Here is a 13,242-nt window from a genome sequence, read left to right as displayed (position 1 = left end):
ACACAGAAGTCGAACATCAGTCTACCCGCAGTGGCAGGAGCATTCGCCGGTGCGTGGCCGCGGTGCTGGTCACTCACCGGCAGGCGAACCGGTGAGCCGGGTGTACAGCTCCGCGTAGCGCGCGTGGGTGCGTGACACGATCTCCTCTGGCAGCACCGGCGGTTCGCCCTGCTTGTCCCAGTTGGCCGAGAGCCAGTTGCGCACGATCTGCTTGTCGAAGGAGGCCAGGCGATCCGCCCGCGAATTGCGCTCGTCGAAGTATGCCGAGGCGTCCCAGTACCGTGACGAATCGCTCGTGAGCACCTCGTCGGCGAGCACCAACTCGGCGGGATCTGCGGATCGCGGATCGCGACCGAACTCGAACTTTGTGTCGGCGAGCACCACACCGCGCTCGGCAGCCAGATCGCGGGCCGCGGTGAAGATGAGCAGCGAAGCGTCGCGCAGGGCTGACGCAACTTTCTCGCCGACGAGCTCGACGCTCTGCTCGTAGCTGATGTTCTCGTCGTGCTCGCCGAGCGGGGCCTTATAGGCGGGGGTGTAGATGGGGGTGTCGAGCAGGTCGCCGTCTTGCAGGCCGGCGGGCAGTTCGATGCCGCAGACCGCGCCCGTGCGCTGGTATTCGGCGAAGCCGGATCCGGTGAGCGCTCCCCGCACCACGCACTCGATCGGATACATCTCCAGGCGGCGGGTCACCACGGCCCGATCCGCAACCTCTGCTGGCACCGCGGGTGCATCGGCACCGGCGAGGTGGTTGGGGAGGTCGATGCGGGCGAACCACCAGTTCGACAGCGCCGTGAGCAGCGCACCCTTGCCCGGGATCGGCGGCTCCAGCACGTGATCGAAGGCGCTTACGCGGTTGCTCGCCACCACGAGCAGGTGCTCGTCGGAGCCGTCGGCGGGAACGTAGAGGTCGCGCACCTTTCCTGAATAGATGTGCGTCCAAGCTGCGAGCTGCTGAGGCGAAGCGATATCGGTCACGACCCCCATTCTTCCACGCGAATTGCCACTCGAATGAGACCTCCTTGTCAGCGGGTGGGGCTACGCTTCCTATCGAGGGGAACCTCCGTGTTGCAGGCTCGCCGGGAGCCGGACGCGAGGGAGAGAATGACCCGGTGAGTAACGCTGAGGAGAAACATGATCCCGCTGGGACCGGTGGTGGCTCGGAGTCGGATGAGAGCCGCGCGCACCGGAGTGTGGTCGTTCGTGAGCGACCCCGTGCGACGCGCCGAGTGGTGGCCTGAACTCGAATTGGAGACGCGGATCGGCGGCCGCATCGCCGAGCGCTGGAGCGAGGGCTCCGGCGATGACGCGGTCAGCCGTGATGCCGCCGGTCAGGTGGATGTGTGGGTGGAGGGCCACGCCGTCGGCTTCACTTGGCGCGAGGCCGGAGACACCCGTGACACGGCGGTGCTGCTGACACTGCGCAGCCAGGCCGGAGAAACCGGAGTGACGGTCACCGAAACCGGATTCGATGCGCTGCCGGCCCCCGCCGAGAGAGCCGCAGCTTCGCAGCAGGGGTGGGAGGTGCTGCTCGCTGCACTGGCGCAGGCGATCGATGCAGGCGTTGCCGCAGGTATCATCACCGCAGAAGACCCGCCCGCCCCGGCGGCGCCCGACGCCGACGCCGAAGCTCCGAGCGACGAAACCGTGCCCGTCGCGCGTTTGCCGCGCGACGTTTCCGACAGCGCCCCCGCCGGAGCCATCGAGCTCGCCCCCGAAGAAGTCGACGGCGAAGTCGTTGAAACCGAAAGCGAGCTGCTGCTTGAGGTCGACGCCGAGCCGCAGCTCGGCGAGCACCTCGAACTCGACACCGGATCCGTGCAGATCATCAATGCCGAAGATGCTGATGACGACGCTGCCGCCGACGGCAGCACGGCGACCGACACCGAGACTGAGGCTGCCGAGAGCGCTGCGCGCGCCGAGCCTGTGGCTGATGCCGTGGCGGATCCGCAAGCGAGTGACGAAGCAACCGATCTGCCGAAGCAGTCGAAGCGACGCCACGAACCCGAAGCAGACAGCTTCACCGGCGACCCCGATTTCGACGCCCTCATCCGAGGCCTCTAAGCGGCGCTGCCCTCGCACTCACACGAGAACGGCGCCCGCACCCCGAGCAGGGGTGCGGGCGCCGTTCTCGTTTGGGGCTGCGCTATGCGACGCGCGCCGCGATGTCCGTGCGGTGCTGCGAACCCTCAAGCGAGATCCGCCCCACAGCCTCATAGGCGCGCTCGCGCGCCGCAGCGAAATCGGCACCGCGGGCGACCACACCGAGCACCCGGCCGCCTGTCGCAACCCAGCCGCCCTCGGCGTCGCGTGCCGTTGCGGCGTGCACCACATGCACGCCGGGCACCTGCTCGGCGTCTGCGATACCCGTGATCGCGCGCCCCGTGCTCACCTCACCGGGGTAGCCCTCGCTCGCCACCACCACGATCACTGCCGGCTCATCGGAGAACTCGGGAGCCTGCTGCGCCGCAAGCTCGCCCTGCGCCGCAGCCAGCAGATAGCGGCTCAGCGGTGATTCGAGGCGAGCCAGCACCACCTGGGTTTCAGGATCGCCGAAACGCGCATTGAACTCGATGACGCGCACACCCTTCGACGTCACGATGAGGCCGCAGTAGAGCAGGCCCACGAACGGCGTGCCCTCGGCTTCGAGCTGGCGCACCGTCGGCAGCGCCACCGTGCGGGTGATCTCCTCGACGAACGCATCCACGCCGCCGGGCAGCCACGGCAGCGGCGAATAGGCACCCATGCCGCCCGTGTTCGGGCCCTCATCGCCATCGAAGATGCGCTTGTAATCCTGCGCGGGGGTCAGCGGCAGCACGTCGTGACCATCTGCAAAGAAGAACAGCGACACCTCCTGCCCGTCGAGGAACTCCTCGATCAACACATCCCCGTGGGGTGCCCAGGTCGCCACATGGTCGAGCGCAGCCGCCCGATCCTCAGTCACCAGCACGCCCTTACCAGCCGCGAGACCGTCGGCCTTCACCACGTAGGGAGCGCCGAACTCGTCGAGGACCGCAGCGGCCTCCTCCACCGAGGCAACCCCTGTCGCCCGACCAGTGGGCACCTCAGCAGCCTCCATCACCCGCTTCGCGAAAGCTTTCGAACCCTCCAGCTGGGCGGCAGCCTGATCAGGCCCGAACACGGGGACGCCGGCAGCGCGCAGCGGATCCGCGACACCGGCAACCAGCGGAGCCTCGGGGCCTACCACCACGAGATCGAAGCCGCGCTCACGCACGAATGCGGCGACAGCATCTGGGTCTGAGTAAGCCAGCTCGGGGGTTTCGACCCCGCTCGCCGAGATTCCGGCGTTGCCCGGAGCGCAGACGATCTCGTGATCGGCTGACTCCGCGCGGAGGGCGAGGACGATGGCGTGTTCGCGGGCGCCGGGGCCCAGGACGAGAATCTTCACGGTTCCAGGATAGTGGGGTGCTGCGCCGCTACAGTGGGAGCCGTGGCGAAGCGCAAAGTGTCGATCGAAGACGGGCTGGCCGCGCTCGCCGCAGCGCGGGCCGGATCAGACACGCGCACCGTGCTCGCCACAGCGGTGCGCTACCTGCTCGAAGAACTCGCCGAACGCGCGCCGGGCAACTCCGTCGAGGTGCGGGTGCCCCCCTTCGGGGCAACGCAGTGCGTTGCGGGCCCTCGGCACACCAGAGGCACCCCGCCGAACGTCATCGAAACCGACCCGGCTACCTGGATCGCACTCGCGACGGGGCAGCTCGACTGGGAGACCGCTCTCGACACCGCTCGGGTCGTTGCCTCGGGATCCCGAGCCGATCTGCACGGCCTGCTCCCGCTCGCGTGAGCTGCGATGTAGAACCGCTCGCGACCCGCTGCCTGCATCCTCGCACCGACATCGGAGGTGACGCACAGACGCAGGCTGAGACAATAGAGGCATGAGCATTCCCGATGCGGGCGAGCAGCGCGCCGCCGTCGAAACCGCAACAGAGACCGCGCAGGTCGTACCGGCTGCCCCGGCCCCAGCCGAAGACGCCCTCGACACCCATGAAGCCGTGATCGAAGAAACTGAGCATGAGGTGGTGCTGCAGCGCACCGTGCGCTACGGGCGGGTGCTGATCGGCGGCGCTGTGCTGGGCGCGATTGTGGCGATGCTCACCTGCCTGCTCTTCCCCGTGCCAGAAGACGCGGAGTACACCATGGCGCAGGCCGTGGGTATCAGCGCGATCATCGGCGGGGCCATCGGCCTCGGTATCGCCGGGCTCTTCTCCATTGTTCTCGGGTTCCTCGCGAAGCGCGGCAGCGGCGTCGGTGTCGCCATTCAGCGCGACGTGCGATAATCGGGCCATCACTCACGAACGGAGTTCACCCGATGCTTGGAAACCTGGGTGGAGCGCACCTCATCGTCATCCTCTTCATCGTCCTGCTGCTCTTCGGTGCGCCGAAGCTGCCAGGGCTGGCGAAGAGCCTGGGCCAGTCGATGCGCATCCTCAAAAAGGAAGTACGCAACGACGACGCTGACACGGCAGTTCCTCGCGCCGACACCGTCGCCGAAGCCCCCGCGGCTCCGGCCGCTCCCGCCGCACAGGCCACTCCGGCTCCGGCTCCGGCTCCGGCCGCAGCGCAGGAAGCCGCGCCGCAGCGACCCGAGCAGCCATAACCATCTGACCTGACGATCGGAGCCTTCCCGCATGTTCGGTAACCTGAGCGGCCCCACCCTGGTGGTCATCCTCTTCATTGTGCTGCTGCTCTTCGGCGCGCCGAAGCTGCCGGGTCTGGCGAAGAGCCTGGGCCAGTCGATGCGCATCCTCAAGAAGGAAGTACGCAACGACGATGCAGCAGAGAAGGGCAGTGACGGCGCCCCCGAATCTCCGAGCAGCGAGGGTGGCTCGAACACCGCTCGCCCCGAGCCTCGCGAAGGCGGCAACACCGCTCCCGGCGACAAACCGTAACAGTTCTCCGATACACGAAGCGGGGCCGCGCTTAGTAAGCGAGGCCCCGCTTCGTGTATCGGTGTGCGGGCCCGGTCGTCAGCTTTCCTGCGTCGCTTCGACCCAGGCCAGATATTCTGCGTCGACATTGCCCGCGATGTACTCGCCCGTGAAGCAGCTCTGCTCCAGCTCGGTGACCCGGTCCTGCCCCTGCATGATGGCGCGGTTCATGCCCTCGACGCTCATGTAGATGAGGTGGTCAGCGCCCAACTCGGCGGCAACCTCATCGCTGCTGCGGCCGTGCGCGATCAGCTCAGCACGTGAGGGCATGTTGATGCCGTAGACGTGCGGGAACACCACGGGGGGAGCCGCCGAGGCGAAGATGACCGACTTCGCGCCCGCGGCACGCGCCATCTCGACGATCTCGCGAGAGGTGGTGCCGCGCACGATCGAGTCGTCGACGATGAGCACGTTCTTGCCCTTGAACTCGATGCTCATCGCGTTGAGCTTCTGGCGCACGCTCTTCTTGCGCACGGCCTGGCCGGGCATGATGAAGGTGCGACCCACGTAGCGGTTCTTGAAGAAACCCTCGCGATACTCGATGCCGAGCTTCTGTGCGACCTGCATGGCGCTGGGACGCGCGGAATCGGGGATCGGCATGACCACGTCGATCTCGACGTCCGGCAGCTGCTCGGCGATCTCCTCGGCGAGCACGTCGCCGAGGCGCAGGCGCGCGTCGTACACGGCGATGCCGTCGAGCACGGAGTCGGGTCGGGCGAGGTAGATGTATTCGAACGCACAGGGCACGAGGCGGGTGCGCTCTGCGCACTGGCGCGACTGCAGCGTGCCGTCTGGCGAGATAAGGATCGCCTCGCCGGGTTCGACGTCGCGCACAATCTCGTATCCGCCTGATTCGAGCACCAGCGACTCGGAGGCGACCACCCACTCGTCGGCGCCGGAAGTGGCGGTGCGACGGCCGAGCACGAGCGGGCGGATGCCATTCGGGTCGCGGAAGGCCAGCAGCCCGTAGCCGGCGATGAGCGCGATGGTGGCGTAGGAGCCTTCGACGCGCTGGTGCACGCGGGAGACCGCCTCGAATACCTGCTCAGAGTCGAGGGAGAGCCCCGCGATGCCGGCCTGCAGCTCGTTCGCGAGCACGTTGAGGAGTAGCTCGGTGTCGGAGTGTGTGTTGAGGTGCCGTCGGTCGATGTTGTAGAGCTCGGCGGTGAGCTCGCGGGTGTTCGTGAGGTTGCCGTTGTGCACCAGGATGATGCCGTACGGGGCGCCCACGTAGAAGGGCTGCGCCTCTTCTTCTGCCGCTGCCGAACCGCGGGTGGCATAGCGCACGTGGCCCAGGCCGATATTGCCTTTCAGGGTGCGCATGTCACGGGTGCGGTAGGCCTCGCGCACCTGGCCCTTTGCCTTCACCGAGTGGAAGAAATCGCCGTCGAGCGTGGCGATGCCCGTGGAGTCCTGGCCGCGGTGCTGCAGCAGGAGGAGGCTGTCGTAGACCTGCTGATTGACAGGTTCTTGCGAGACGATACCGACGATGCCGCACATGCTTGTGTGAATGCTCCCTGGGATGCGATGGGGCGTCAGGCAGACGCAGAAACTAGTGTCCCACATGCCGCTGTGTGCGCGAGGCCCTGTCTGAGGCTGCGCGCGGATCAGGCCGAAGCTGCCCTGGGGCACGGTACGCTGGAGTTGTGAGCGAAAACGCGTCGATCTATGCCCAGTCCGGAGTCGATACCGCGGCGGGCGACCTCGCCGTCGAACTGATGAAGTCGGCTGTTGGCCGCACGCACGGCCCCGAGGTGCTGGGCGGAGTCGGCGGCTTCGCCGGTATGTTCGATGCGAGCGCTCTGCTGGGCTACAAGCGCCCGCTGCTCGCTTCCTCGACCGACGGAGTGGGCACGAAGGTGGCGATCGCGCAGGCCATTGACAAGCACGACACCATCGGCCAGGATCTCGTCGCGATGGTCGTCGACGACATCGTGGTGGTCGGCGCGAAGCCGCTGTTCATGACCGACTACATCGCCTGCGGCAAGGTGGTGCCCCAGCGCATTGCTGACATCGTGCGCGGTATCGCCGAGGCCTGCGAGGCCACGGGCACGGCTCTTGTCGGCGGCGAGACCGCCGAGCACCCTGGTCTTCTCGGCCCCGACGACTACGACGTCGCCGGTGCGGCGACGGGCGTTGTGGAGGCTGATCGTATGCTGCAGCCCGCGCTTGTGCAGCACGGCGATGTGGTGCTCGCGATGGCGGCCTCGGGGCTGCACTCGAATGGCTTCTCGCTGGTGCGCCACATTCTTTCCGAGCGCGGCATCGGCTACGGCGATCGCAGTGACGATCTGGGGGCGAGCTACGGTGAGGCGCTGCTGACGCCCACCGCGCTGTACACGGCTCCGCTGCTGCGCGTGCTCGACGATCCCGCGCTCGACGGCGCGATCCACGTGCTGAGCCATGTCACCGGCGGCGGGATCGCTGCGAATCTTGCGCGCGTGCTGCCGCAGGGGGCGTGGGTCGAGGTGGATCGCGCCTCGTGGTCGCCGCTGCCCGTGTTCCGCCATCTTGCAGAGCTCGGCGGTCACACGCTCGAATCGCTCGAGGGGGCATGGAACCTCGGCATCGGCATGTTCGCTGTCGTGGCGGCGGATCGCGCCCCGCAGGTCGCCGCGGCGCTCACCGCAGAGGGTCTCGATACCTGGGTCGCCGGCACCGTGTCGACCGAGGCGCGCGACTTCGCAGGCTTCGAACAGGGCGCAAAGGGCGTCGACGGCGGCGCAGTGCGCCTCGTGGGTGGCTACGCGGGCTGAGTTTCGGCCTGGGTGCCCGATCGTCGACTGAGCGCGGCGATCCAGCACCCGGGGCTGCGGGTCTGTCAGGCCCGCACGATGAGGGCTGTGGCGATCGCCGCGAGTCCCTCGCCTCGGCCGGTGAAACCGAGGTGATCGCTCGTGGTGGCGCCGAGGCTCACCGGTGCTCCGACGAGCTCGGTCATGATCCGCTGCGCCTCCTCGCGGCGCGGCGCGAACTTGGGCCTGTTGCCAACGATCTGCACCGACACGTTGACCGCTTGCCAACCTTGCGCGGCCAGTCTGGCGAGCGCGAGCCGCACGAAGCCGGTGCTTGCAGCACCCTCGGTGTCGGGCTGGTCGACACCCACCAGGCTGCCGATATCGCCGAGCCCTGCCGCTGAGAGCAGCGCGTCGACAATGGCGTGGCAGACGGCGTCACCGTCGCTGTGCCCGGAGAGGCCGGGCTCGCCAGGCCAATCGAGGCCGGCGAGGCGCAGCGGCGAGGCCGCATCGTAGGCGTGCACGTCGAAGCCTGTGCCCACCCGGATCTGCGGGGCGGCGGGGTGCGCGGCTTCCGCGGGGGCGCTCACGCCTCCGCCTCCAGGCCGAGCAGGTTAGCCGTGAGGAAGTGCTCCAGGATCGCGAGATCAGCGGGTGTGGTGAGTTTGTGGGCGCGCTGCTCGCCTGGCACTGTTCGCACCGTCGCACCGGCGCGCTGCACCACCTCGGCGTCGTCGGTGGGGAGCCCGCCCTCGTGCTGCAGTTGCGCGGTGGCGTGCGCTGCCGCGAGCGTCTCACGCACGAAGCCCTGCGGTGTCTGCACGGCTACAAGCGGTGCGCGGTCTACTGTTTCGTGCACGATCCCCTCTGGGTCGACGCGCTTGAGCGTGTCGACAACGGGAAGCGCCGGCACCACAGCGTCGCCGGTGCGGCGCACTTCCGCGATGACCCGCTCGAAGAGCGCAGTGCTCGCGAAGGGTCGGGCGGCATCGTGCACCAGCACGGTTTCGACGCTGTCGGGGAGTGCGTTGAGGCCGAAGCGCACTGATTCGTGGCGTTCGCGCCCGCCGGGCACCACGGAGACCTCCCAGGAGGATGCTGCGGGCAGCACCTGCTCGACGATGTCGAGCGCTTGCGCCGCGTGCGACTCGGGGGCGACCACCACGAGGTGCCCGGGGTGAGGGAGGGAGGTGACGACGCCGATCCCGAATTCGAGGAGGGCTCGGCCGCGGAGTTCGACAAAGGCCTTGGGCGTCCCTGCGCCGAGCCGTTCACCGCGACCCGCGGCGACGAGCACGACGCCCAGAGACGGCAGTTCGTGCGGGGTGGTTCCGGGAACGTCGTTCGTGAGGGGGCTCATAGCCCCAGCGTACCCGGCAAGTCGGGCTGCCGCTCGGCTTCTGCAGGGCGCAGGAAACGTGAAACGCCCCGCACGGGGCGGGGCGTTTCACGTGGTGGGATGGGGGATCCCGAGGTGTGTTCGGTTTAGGAGGCGAGCACCTGATCGAGCACCTCGGAGGCCTTCTCCTCATCGGTCTTCTCGGCGAGCGCGAGTTCGGAGACCAGGATCTGGCGAGCCTTTGCGAGCATGCGCTTCTCGCCGGCGGAGAGCGAGCGCACTTCCTGGTCGCGGCGCCACAGATCGCGCACAACCTCTGACACCTTGATCACATCGCCGGAGGCGAGCTTCTCGGTGTTGGCCTTGTAGCGGCGCGACCAGTTGGTCGGCTCTTCGGTGAAGGGGGCGCGCAGCACCTCGAACACACGCTCGAGGCCTTCTTTGTCGATGACATCGCGCACGCCGACGAGTTCGCAGTTCTCGGCCGGGACCTCGATGGTGAGATCGCCCTGATCGACCTGCAGCTTCAAAAAGAGCTTCTCTTCACCGCCGAGCTTGCGCTTCTTGACATCGATGATCCTGGCGGCACCGTGGTGGGGGAAGACGACGGTCTCTCCGACCTCAAATTGCATCGAGTTGGCTCCTTTACAGCAGTTCAAGTACTAGAATACCACACTCGTCACTTCAGAGTTAGGCTTACCTAAGCTGCACGTGGCAAACGGGGACCGGTATGATGAGTTCAAACTGTGATCGCGTATGCGACGCATGTCATCGAACCACCGCTCGGAGGACCTCTTGAAGATTCGGATCGCCTCGTCCATCGCTCTCGCGGCGGCGCTCGCGCTCGGCGCGACCGGATGCAGCCTCATCGCACCCCAGGGCACCACCGTGCCTTACGCGCCCAGCGATGGCCGCGACATCTCCACCAAGAACGTCGACGTGCGCAACATCATGCTCATCGCCGACGAGACCGGTGAGAACTTCAACGTGGTGTTCAGTGCCGTCAACCGCAGCGGCAGCGTGCAGAAGCTCATCATCAACTTCGTGGGCAAGGGCTCGGCCGCCGCCAGCGCCGAGTTCGAGATCCCCACGGGCAACACCCGCTTCGGCAACCCTGATGGCGAGCAGACCCCCGTGCTCGTATCGCTGCCCGGCCTGACCCCCGGTGCGACTGTCGCCGCGTACTTCCAGGCCGCAGGCAGCCCCGAGGTCGAGTACCAGGTTCCCGTGCTCGACGGCACGCTCGCCGAGTACCGCGACTACGTGCTGCCCGCCGACTTCAGCGGCCCCAGCAAGAAGGCCGAGCAGTCCACGGAGAAGCAGCAGGAAGCGGCGGAGTCGCACATCTCCGACAACAACGAGGACCAGCCCCAGTAAGGGCGAAGCCGCAACTCACGAAGCGCCGCCGGATCCTCGGATCCGGGGGCGCTTCGTGTATCTCGGCTGATTCCCTCGGGTAGAGCAAGTGGCGAGCGTCGTGCGCGATCAGCCGAAGCGGTAGCCCACTCCGCGCACGGTCGAGATGAGCGTCGGCTTCGACGGCTCCTCTTCAATGCGCGCCCGGATCCGCTTGATATGCACATCGAGTGTTTTGGTGTCGCCGTAATAATTGCTGCCCCAGACACGGTCGATGAGCTGGCCACGTGTCAGCACCCGCCCCGAGTGGCGCATCAGCATCTCCAGCAGCTCGAACTCGCGCAGCGGCATCGCGATCTCCTCGCCGCGCACCGTCACTGCGTGACGCTCCGAATCGAGGCGGATCCCCAGCTCGTCGAGCACCATCTCGTCGAGCTCCTCCTCGCGTTCCTCATCGCCTGCGCCCGAACGCCGCAGCGCCGCCCGCACGCGCGCGAGCAGTTCACGCGTGGAATAGGGCTTCGTGATGTAGTCGTCGGCGCCGAGTTCGAGCCCCACAACGATATCGATCTCGCTGTCTTTCGCGGTGAGCATGATCACGGGCACGCGAGAGGTGAGGCGGATCGCGCGGCAGACTTCCGTGCCCGGCAGACCAGGCAGCATGAGGTCGAGCAACACCAGGTCGGGGCGCGCGCTGCCGAACACTGTGACAGCCTCGGCACCGTCGTCGACGACGGTGACCCGGTAGCCTTCCCGTTCCAGGAGAAAGGCGAGCGGGCGGGAGATAGACTCCTCGTCTTCGACGAGCAGAATGTGCTGGGCCACTGCGGGGTCCTTTCTTCTGGGCTTACTGGGCAGCTTCGGGGGCGGACGCGGTCTCGGAGGATCCGCGCGTGGCTCGGCGCGCCTTCTTTGCACGCTTCGAGCTCTTCGTCGAGCCCTCGGGATCGTGGAGCGGGAACGTGAGCGTGAAACTCGAGCCGACCCCCGGCTGCGACCAGACATCGACATCTCCGCCGTGCGCGCGCATCGTGTGGCGGGCGATGCTGAGCCCGAGACCAGTGCCGCCGTCGCCGCGGGTGCGGGCACCATCGACCCTGTAGAAACGTTCGAAGATGCGGGCTTGGTGCTCGGGGGCGATACCGGCGCCCTGATCGGTGACCGTTACGATGAAGCTGCGGCGGCGGATCGTCATGCCCACGCCCACCCTGCCGCCGTCGGGGGAGTGCCTGATCGCGTTGCTCAGCAGGTTCGCGACGGCGGCGCCGAGCGAAGCAGGGCGGCCGAGGATCACGGCATCGCGATCCGTATCGGATTCGTCGGTGACCACCAGCTCAACACCATGCTGCACCGCGAACTCCCGGTGCGACTCGACCTCACTGCGCACGAGGTTGCGCAGGGATACCGATTCGCGGTCTTCGGGGCGCAGCGCAGACTGCGCCTCTGAGAGCTGGATGATGTCGCGGCTCAGCTCACCCAGCCGGCGCGACTCCTTCACCAGGCTCTTTGCGAAATCGAGCACTACCGCAGGGTCGTCGGCGGCCTGCTGCACCGCCTCGGAGAGCAAGCCGATTGCTGCGATCGGGGTTTTCAGCTCGTGACTGACGTTTGCGATGAAGTCGCGTCGCATCGCGTTCACGCGCTGTTCTTCGCCGAGATCCTCGGCGAGAACCACGGCGAAGCGCCGCTGGATGCGCACGATATGAATGCGCACCGTATCGGAAGGGTCGTTCGGATCTGGTTCATGGGTGTCTGGGATGCCCGTGGTCATCACCCGTCGCACCCGCTGCAGGAACTCGGGATTGCGAATGTCGTCGTCGCTGATGTGACGCTCCTGGCGCGCGATCGGGTTCGCGTATACGGGGGTCAGTGAAGAATCGAGCACAACTGCGAACATGTCGATTTCGTCGAGGATCGTGGTGGCGACCTCTTCAAGCTCTGGGCGCAGCTCAGCTGCCCGGAGACGGCCCGCCCGGCGCATGCTCAGAATGGCGACGGCGACGCCTGCGCCGACAACCGCACCCAGCGCCGTCGAGGCGAGAACGAGCAGGGAGGGGTCCATGTCTTTTATCGTAGAGGTGGCCCCCGACCGGAGATTCAGAGTTCAACTGTTGTTCACCTGCCCGTGCGCCGTGGTTCACCGGCCCGGCCCAGACTGGTGAGGGTGCCCGTTGGGTGCAGGATTTAGAGAGGAAACGGCATGCGTGAGGTCTTTCAGCAGGAACTGCGCGAGGTGCAGGAGCGCCTGGTCAAGATCGCCGAGCTCGTAGAGGCGGCGATCGAGAACGCCACCGCAGCCTTCGGCAACTCCGACGTCGCACTTGCGGAGCAGGTGCTCGACGGTGCCGAGGAGATCGACGTGCTCGCGGCGCAGCTCGACCAGCTCACGATCGACATCCTCGCCCGGCAGCAGCCCGTTGCCTCCGATCTGCGCCTTATGGTCGGTGCGCTGCGCATGAGTGCATCGCTGGAGCGTATGGGTGACCTGGCGCAGCACATTGCGCAGCTCGCCCGCTACCGCTACCCCGAGAGCGCAATCCCCAAGGGGCTGAAGAAGATCTTTGTGCGCATGGGGGCGCTCGATGTCGAAATGGCGAGCAAGATTGTCGAGCTGCTCAGCGCGTTCGATGCGCGGGTCATCGAGGAGGTGCGCGATCTCGACGACGATCTCGACGAGCTGCACGCCAAGGTCTTCGAGAAGGTGCTCAGCGACAAGCTCGCCGACAACCCGATGGGGGCCGTCGATGCGACGCTCGCGAGCCGCTACCACGAGCGTTTCGGCGATCACGCGGTGAGCATCGCGAAGCAGGTGCAGTTCTTCCTCAGCGGTACCCTCGACTGAGGCGCGCTGAGGTTCGCC

The 13,242-nt window shown here is 67.1% G+C and carries 16 protein-coding genes; 8 read left to right on the top strand and 8 right to left on the bottom strand.

Annotated elements, in window-relative coordinates; genetic code table 11:
• Window positions 1-69: 69 nt before the first annotated feature.
• Window positions 70-987, bottom strand: coding sequence for a phosphoribosylaminoimidazolesuccinocarboxamide synthase (locus tag WFI54_RS10680; RefSeq protein ID WP_336652776.1), 918 nt, complete (start codon window positions 985-987; stop codon window positions 70-72).
• Between the two features lie 183 nt (window positions 988-1,170).
• Between WFI54_RS10680 and WFI54_RS10675 the strand changes: the two genes are divergently transcribed.
• Window positions 1,171-2,064: an SRPBCC family protein gene (locus WFI54_RS10675; RefSeq protein WP_336652775.1), complete on the top strand. Its 894-nt coding sequence runs from the start codon at window positions 1,171-1,173 to the stop codon at window positions 2,062-2,064.
• An 82-nt stretch (window positions 2,065-2,146) separates the two neighbouring features.
• Here the strand turns inward: WFI54_RS10675 and purD are convergent, their stop codons facing one another.
• Window positions 2,147-3,409: a phosphoribosylamine--glycine ligase gene (gene purD, locus WFI54_RS10670; protein WP_336652774.1), complete on the bottom strand. Its 1,263-nt coding sequence runs from the start codon at window positions 3,407-3,409 to the stop codon at window positions 2,147-2,149.
• Window positions 3,410-3,451: 42 nt separating this feature from the next.
• Here purD and WFI54_RS10665 point away from each other — a divergent pair, with 42 nt between their 5' ends.
• The 4 genes from WFI54_RS10665 to tatA (WFI54_RS10650) all read left to right on the top strand — a co-directional run bounded on the left by WFI54_RS10665 (window position 3,452) and on the right by tatA (WFI54_RS10650) (window position 4,910).
• Window positions 3,452-3,805 carry a sterol carrier family protein gene (locus tag WFI54_RS10665; protein ID WP_336652773.1) on the top strand — a complete coding sequence of 118 codons (354 nt, stop codon included), beginning with the start codon at window positions 3,452-3,454 and terminating at the stop codon, window positions 3,803-3,805.
• A 91-nt stretch (window positions 3,806-3,896) separates the two neighbouring features.
• On the top strand, window positions 3,897-4,298 hold the full coding sequence (locus WFI54_RS10660; protein ID WP_336652772.1) for a hypothetical protein: 402 nt from the start codon (window positions 3,897-3,899) through the stop codon (window positions 4,296-4,298).
• Window positions 4,299-4,330: 32 nt separating this feature from the next.
• Window positions 4,331-4,618: a twin-arginine translocase TatA/TatE family subunit gene (tatA, locus tag WFI54_RS10655; protein ID WP_336652771.1), complete on the top strand. Its 288-nt coding sequence runs from the start codon at window positions 4,331-4,333 to the stop codon at window positions 4,616-4,618.
• A gap of 31 nt (window positions 4,619-4,649) precedes the next feature.
• Complete coding sequence (gene tatA / locus WFI54_RS10650; RefSeq protein ID WP_336652770.1) at window positions 4,650-4,910, top strand: twin-arginine translocase TatA/TatE family subunit; 261 nt, start codon at window positions 4,650-4,652, stop codon at window positions 4,908-4,910.
• Window positions 4,911-4,988: 78 nt separating this feature from the next.
• On the opposite strand, the gene purF is transcribed toward tatA (WFI54_RS10650), so the two are convergent.
• On the bottom strand, window positions 4,989-6,449 hold the full coding sequence (gene purF, locus WFI54_RS10645) for an amidophosphoribosyltransferase (RefSeq protein WP_336652769.1): 1,461 nt from the start codon (window positions 6,447-6,449) through the stop codon (window positions 4,989-4,991).
• A gap of 146 nt (window positions 6,450-6,595) precedes the next feature.
• Here purF and purM point away from each other — a divergent pair, with 146 nt between their 5' ends.
• Window positions 6,596-7,705, top strand: a complete 1,110-nt coding sequence (purM, locus tag WFI54_RS10640; protein WP_336652768.1) for a phosphoribosylformylglycinamidine cyclo-ligase — start codon at window positions 6,596-6,598, stop codon at window positions 7,703-7,705.
• A gap of 65 nt (window positions 7,706-7,770) precedes the next feature.
• On the opposite strand, the gene ispF is transcribed toward purM, so the two are convergent.
• The 3 genes from ispF to WFI54_RS10625 form a co-directional block, all read right to left on the bottom strand.
• A complete protein-coding gene (ispF, locus tag WFI54_RS10635; RefSeq protein ID WP_336652767.1) occupies window positions 7,771-8,277 on the bottom strand; it encodes a 2-C-methyl-D-erythritol 2,4-cyclodiphosphate synthase in 507 nt (168 codons plus the stop codon).
• The gene (gene ispD / locus WFI54_RS10630) at window positions 8,274-9,047 is read right to left on the bottom strand and encodes a 2-C-methyl-D-erythritol 4-phosphate cytidylyltransferase (RefSeq protein ID WP_336652766.1); all 774 of its coding nucleotides are present in this window, start codon (window positions 9,045-9,047) and stop codon (window positions 8,274-8,276) included. The genes ispF and ispD overlap by 4 nt, the downstream gene beginning before the upstream one ends.
• A gap of 125 nt (window positions 9,048-9,172) precedes the next feature.
• Entirely contained in the window at window positions 9,173-9,658 is a 486-nt protein-coding gene (locus tag WFI54_RS10625; protein WP_017883579.1) for a CarD family transcriptional regulator, read from the bottom strand.
• A 163-nt stretch (window positions 9,659-9,821) separates the two neighbouring features.
• Between WFI54_RS10625 and WFI54_RS10620 the strand changes: the two genes are divergently transcribed.
• Window positions 9,822-10,403 carry a DNA modification methylase gene (locus WFI54_RS10620; protein WP_336652765.1) on the top strand — a complete coding sequence of 194 codons (582 nt, stop codon included), beginning with the start codon at window positions 9,822-9,824 and terminating at the stop codon, window positions 10,401-10,403.
• Between the two features lie 108 nt (window positions 10,404-10,511).
• On the opposite strand, the gene WFI54_RS10615 is transcribed toward WFI54_RS10620, so the two are convergent.
• Window positions 10,512-11,207 carry a response regulator transcription factor gene (locus WFI54_RS10615; RefSeq protein ID WP_336652764.1) on the bottom strand — a complete coding sequence of 232 codons (696 nt, stop codon included), beginning with the start codon at window positions 11,205-11,207 and terminating at the stop codon, window positions 10,512-10,514.
• A 22-nt stretch (window positions 11,208-11,229) separates the two neighbouring features.
• Window positions 11,230-12,444, bottom strand: a complete 1,215-nt coding sequence (locus WFI54_RS10610; RefSeq protein ID WP_336652763.1) for a sensor histidine kinase — start codon at window positions 12,442-12,444, stop codon at window positions 11,230-11,232.
• Window positions 12,445-12,582: 138 nt separating this feature from the next.
• Here WFI54_RS10610 and phoU point away from each other — a divergent pair, with 138 nt between their 5' ends.
• Complete coding sequence (gene phoU / locus WFI54_RS10605) at window positions 12,583-13,224, top strand: phosphate signaling complex protein PhoU (RefSeq protein ID WP_336652762.1); 642 nt, start codon at window positions 12,583-12,585, stop codon at window positions 13,222-13,224.
• Window positions 13,225-13,242: the final 18 nt, after the last annotated feature.

Source organism: Leucobacter sp. MMO-125 (genome assembly GCF_037148395.1).
Taxonomy (GTDB): domain Bacteria; phylum Actinomycetota; class Actinomycetes; order Actinomycetales; family Microbacteriaceae; genus Leucobacter.
This window is presented reverse-complemented; position numbering and strand designations above follow the sequence as displayed.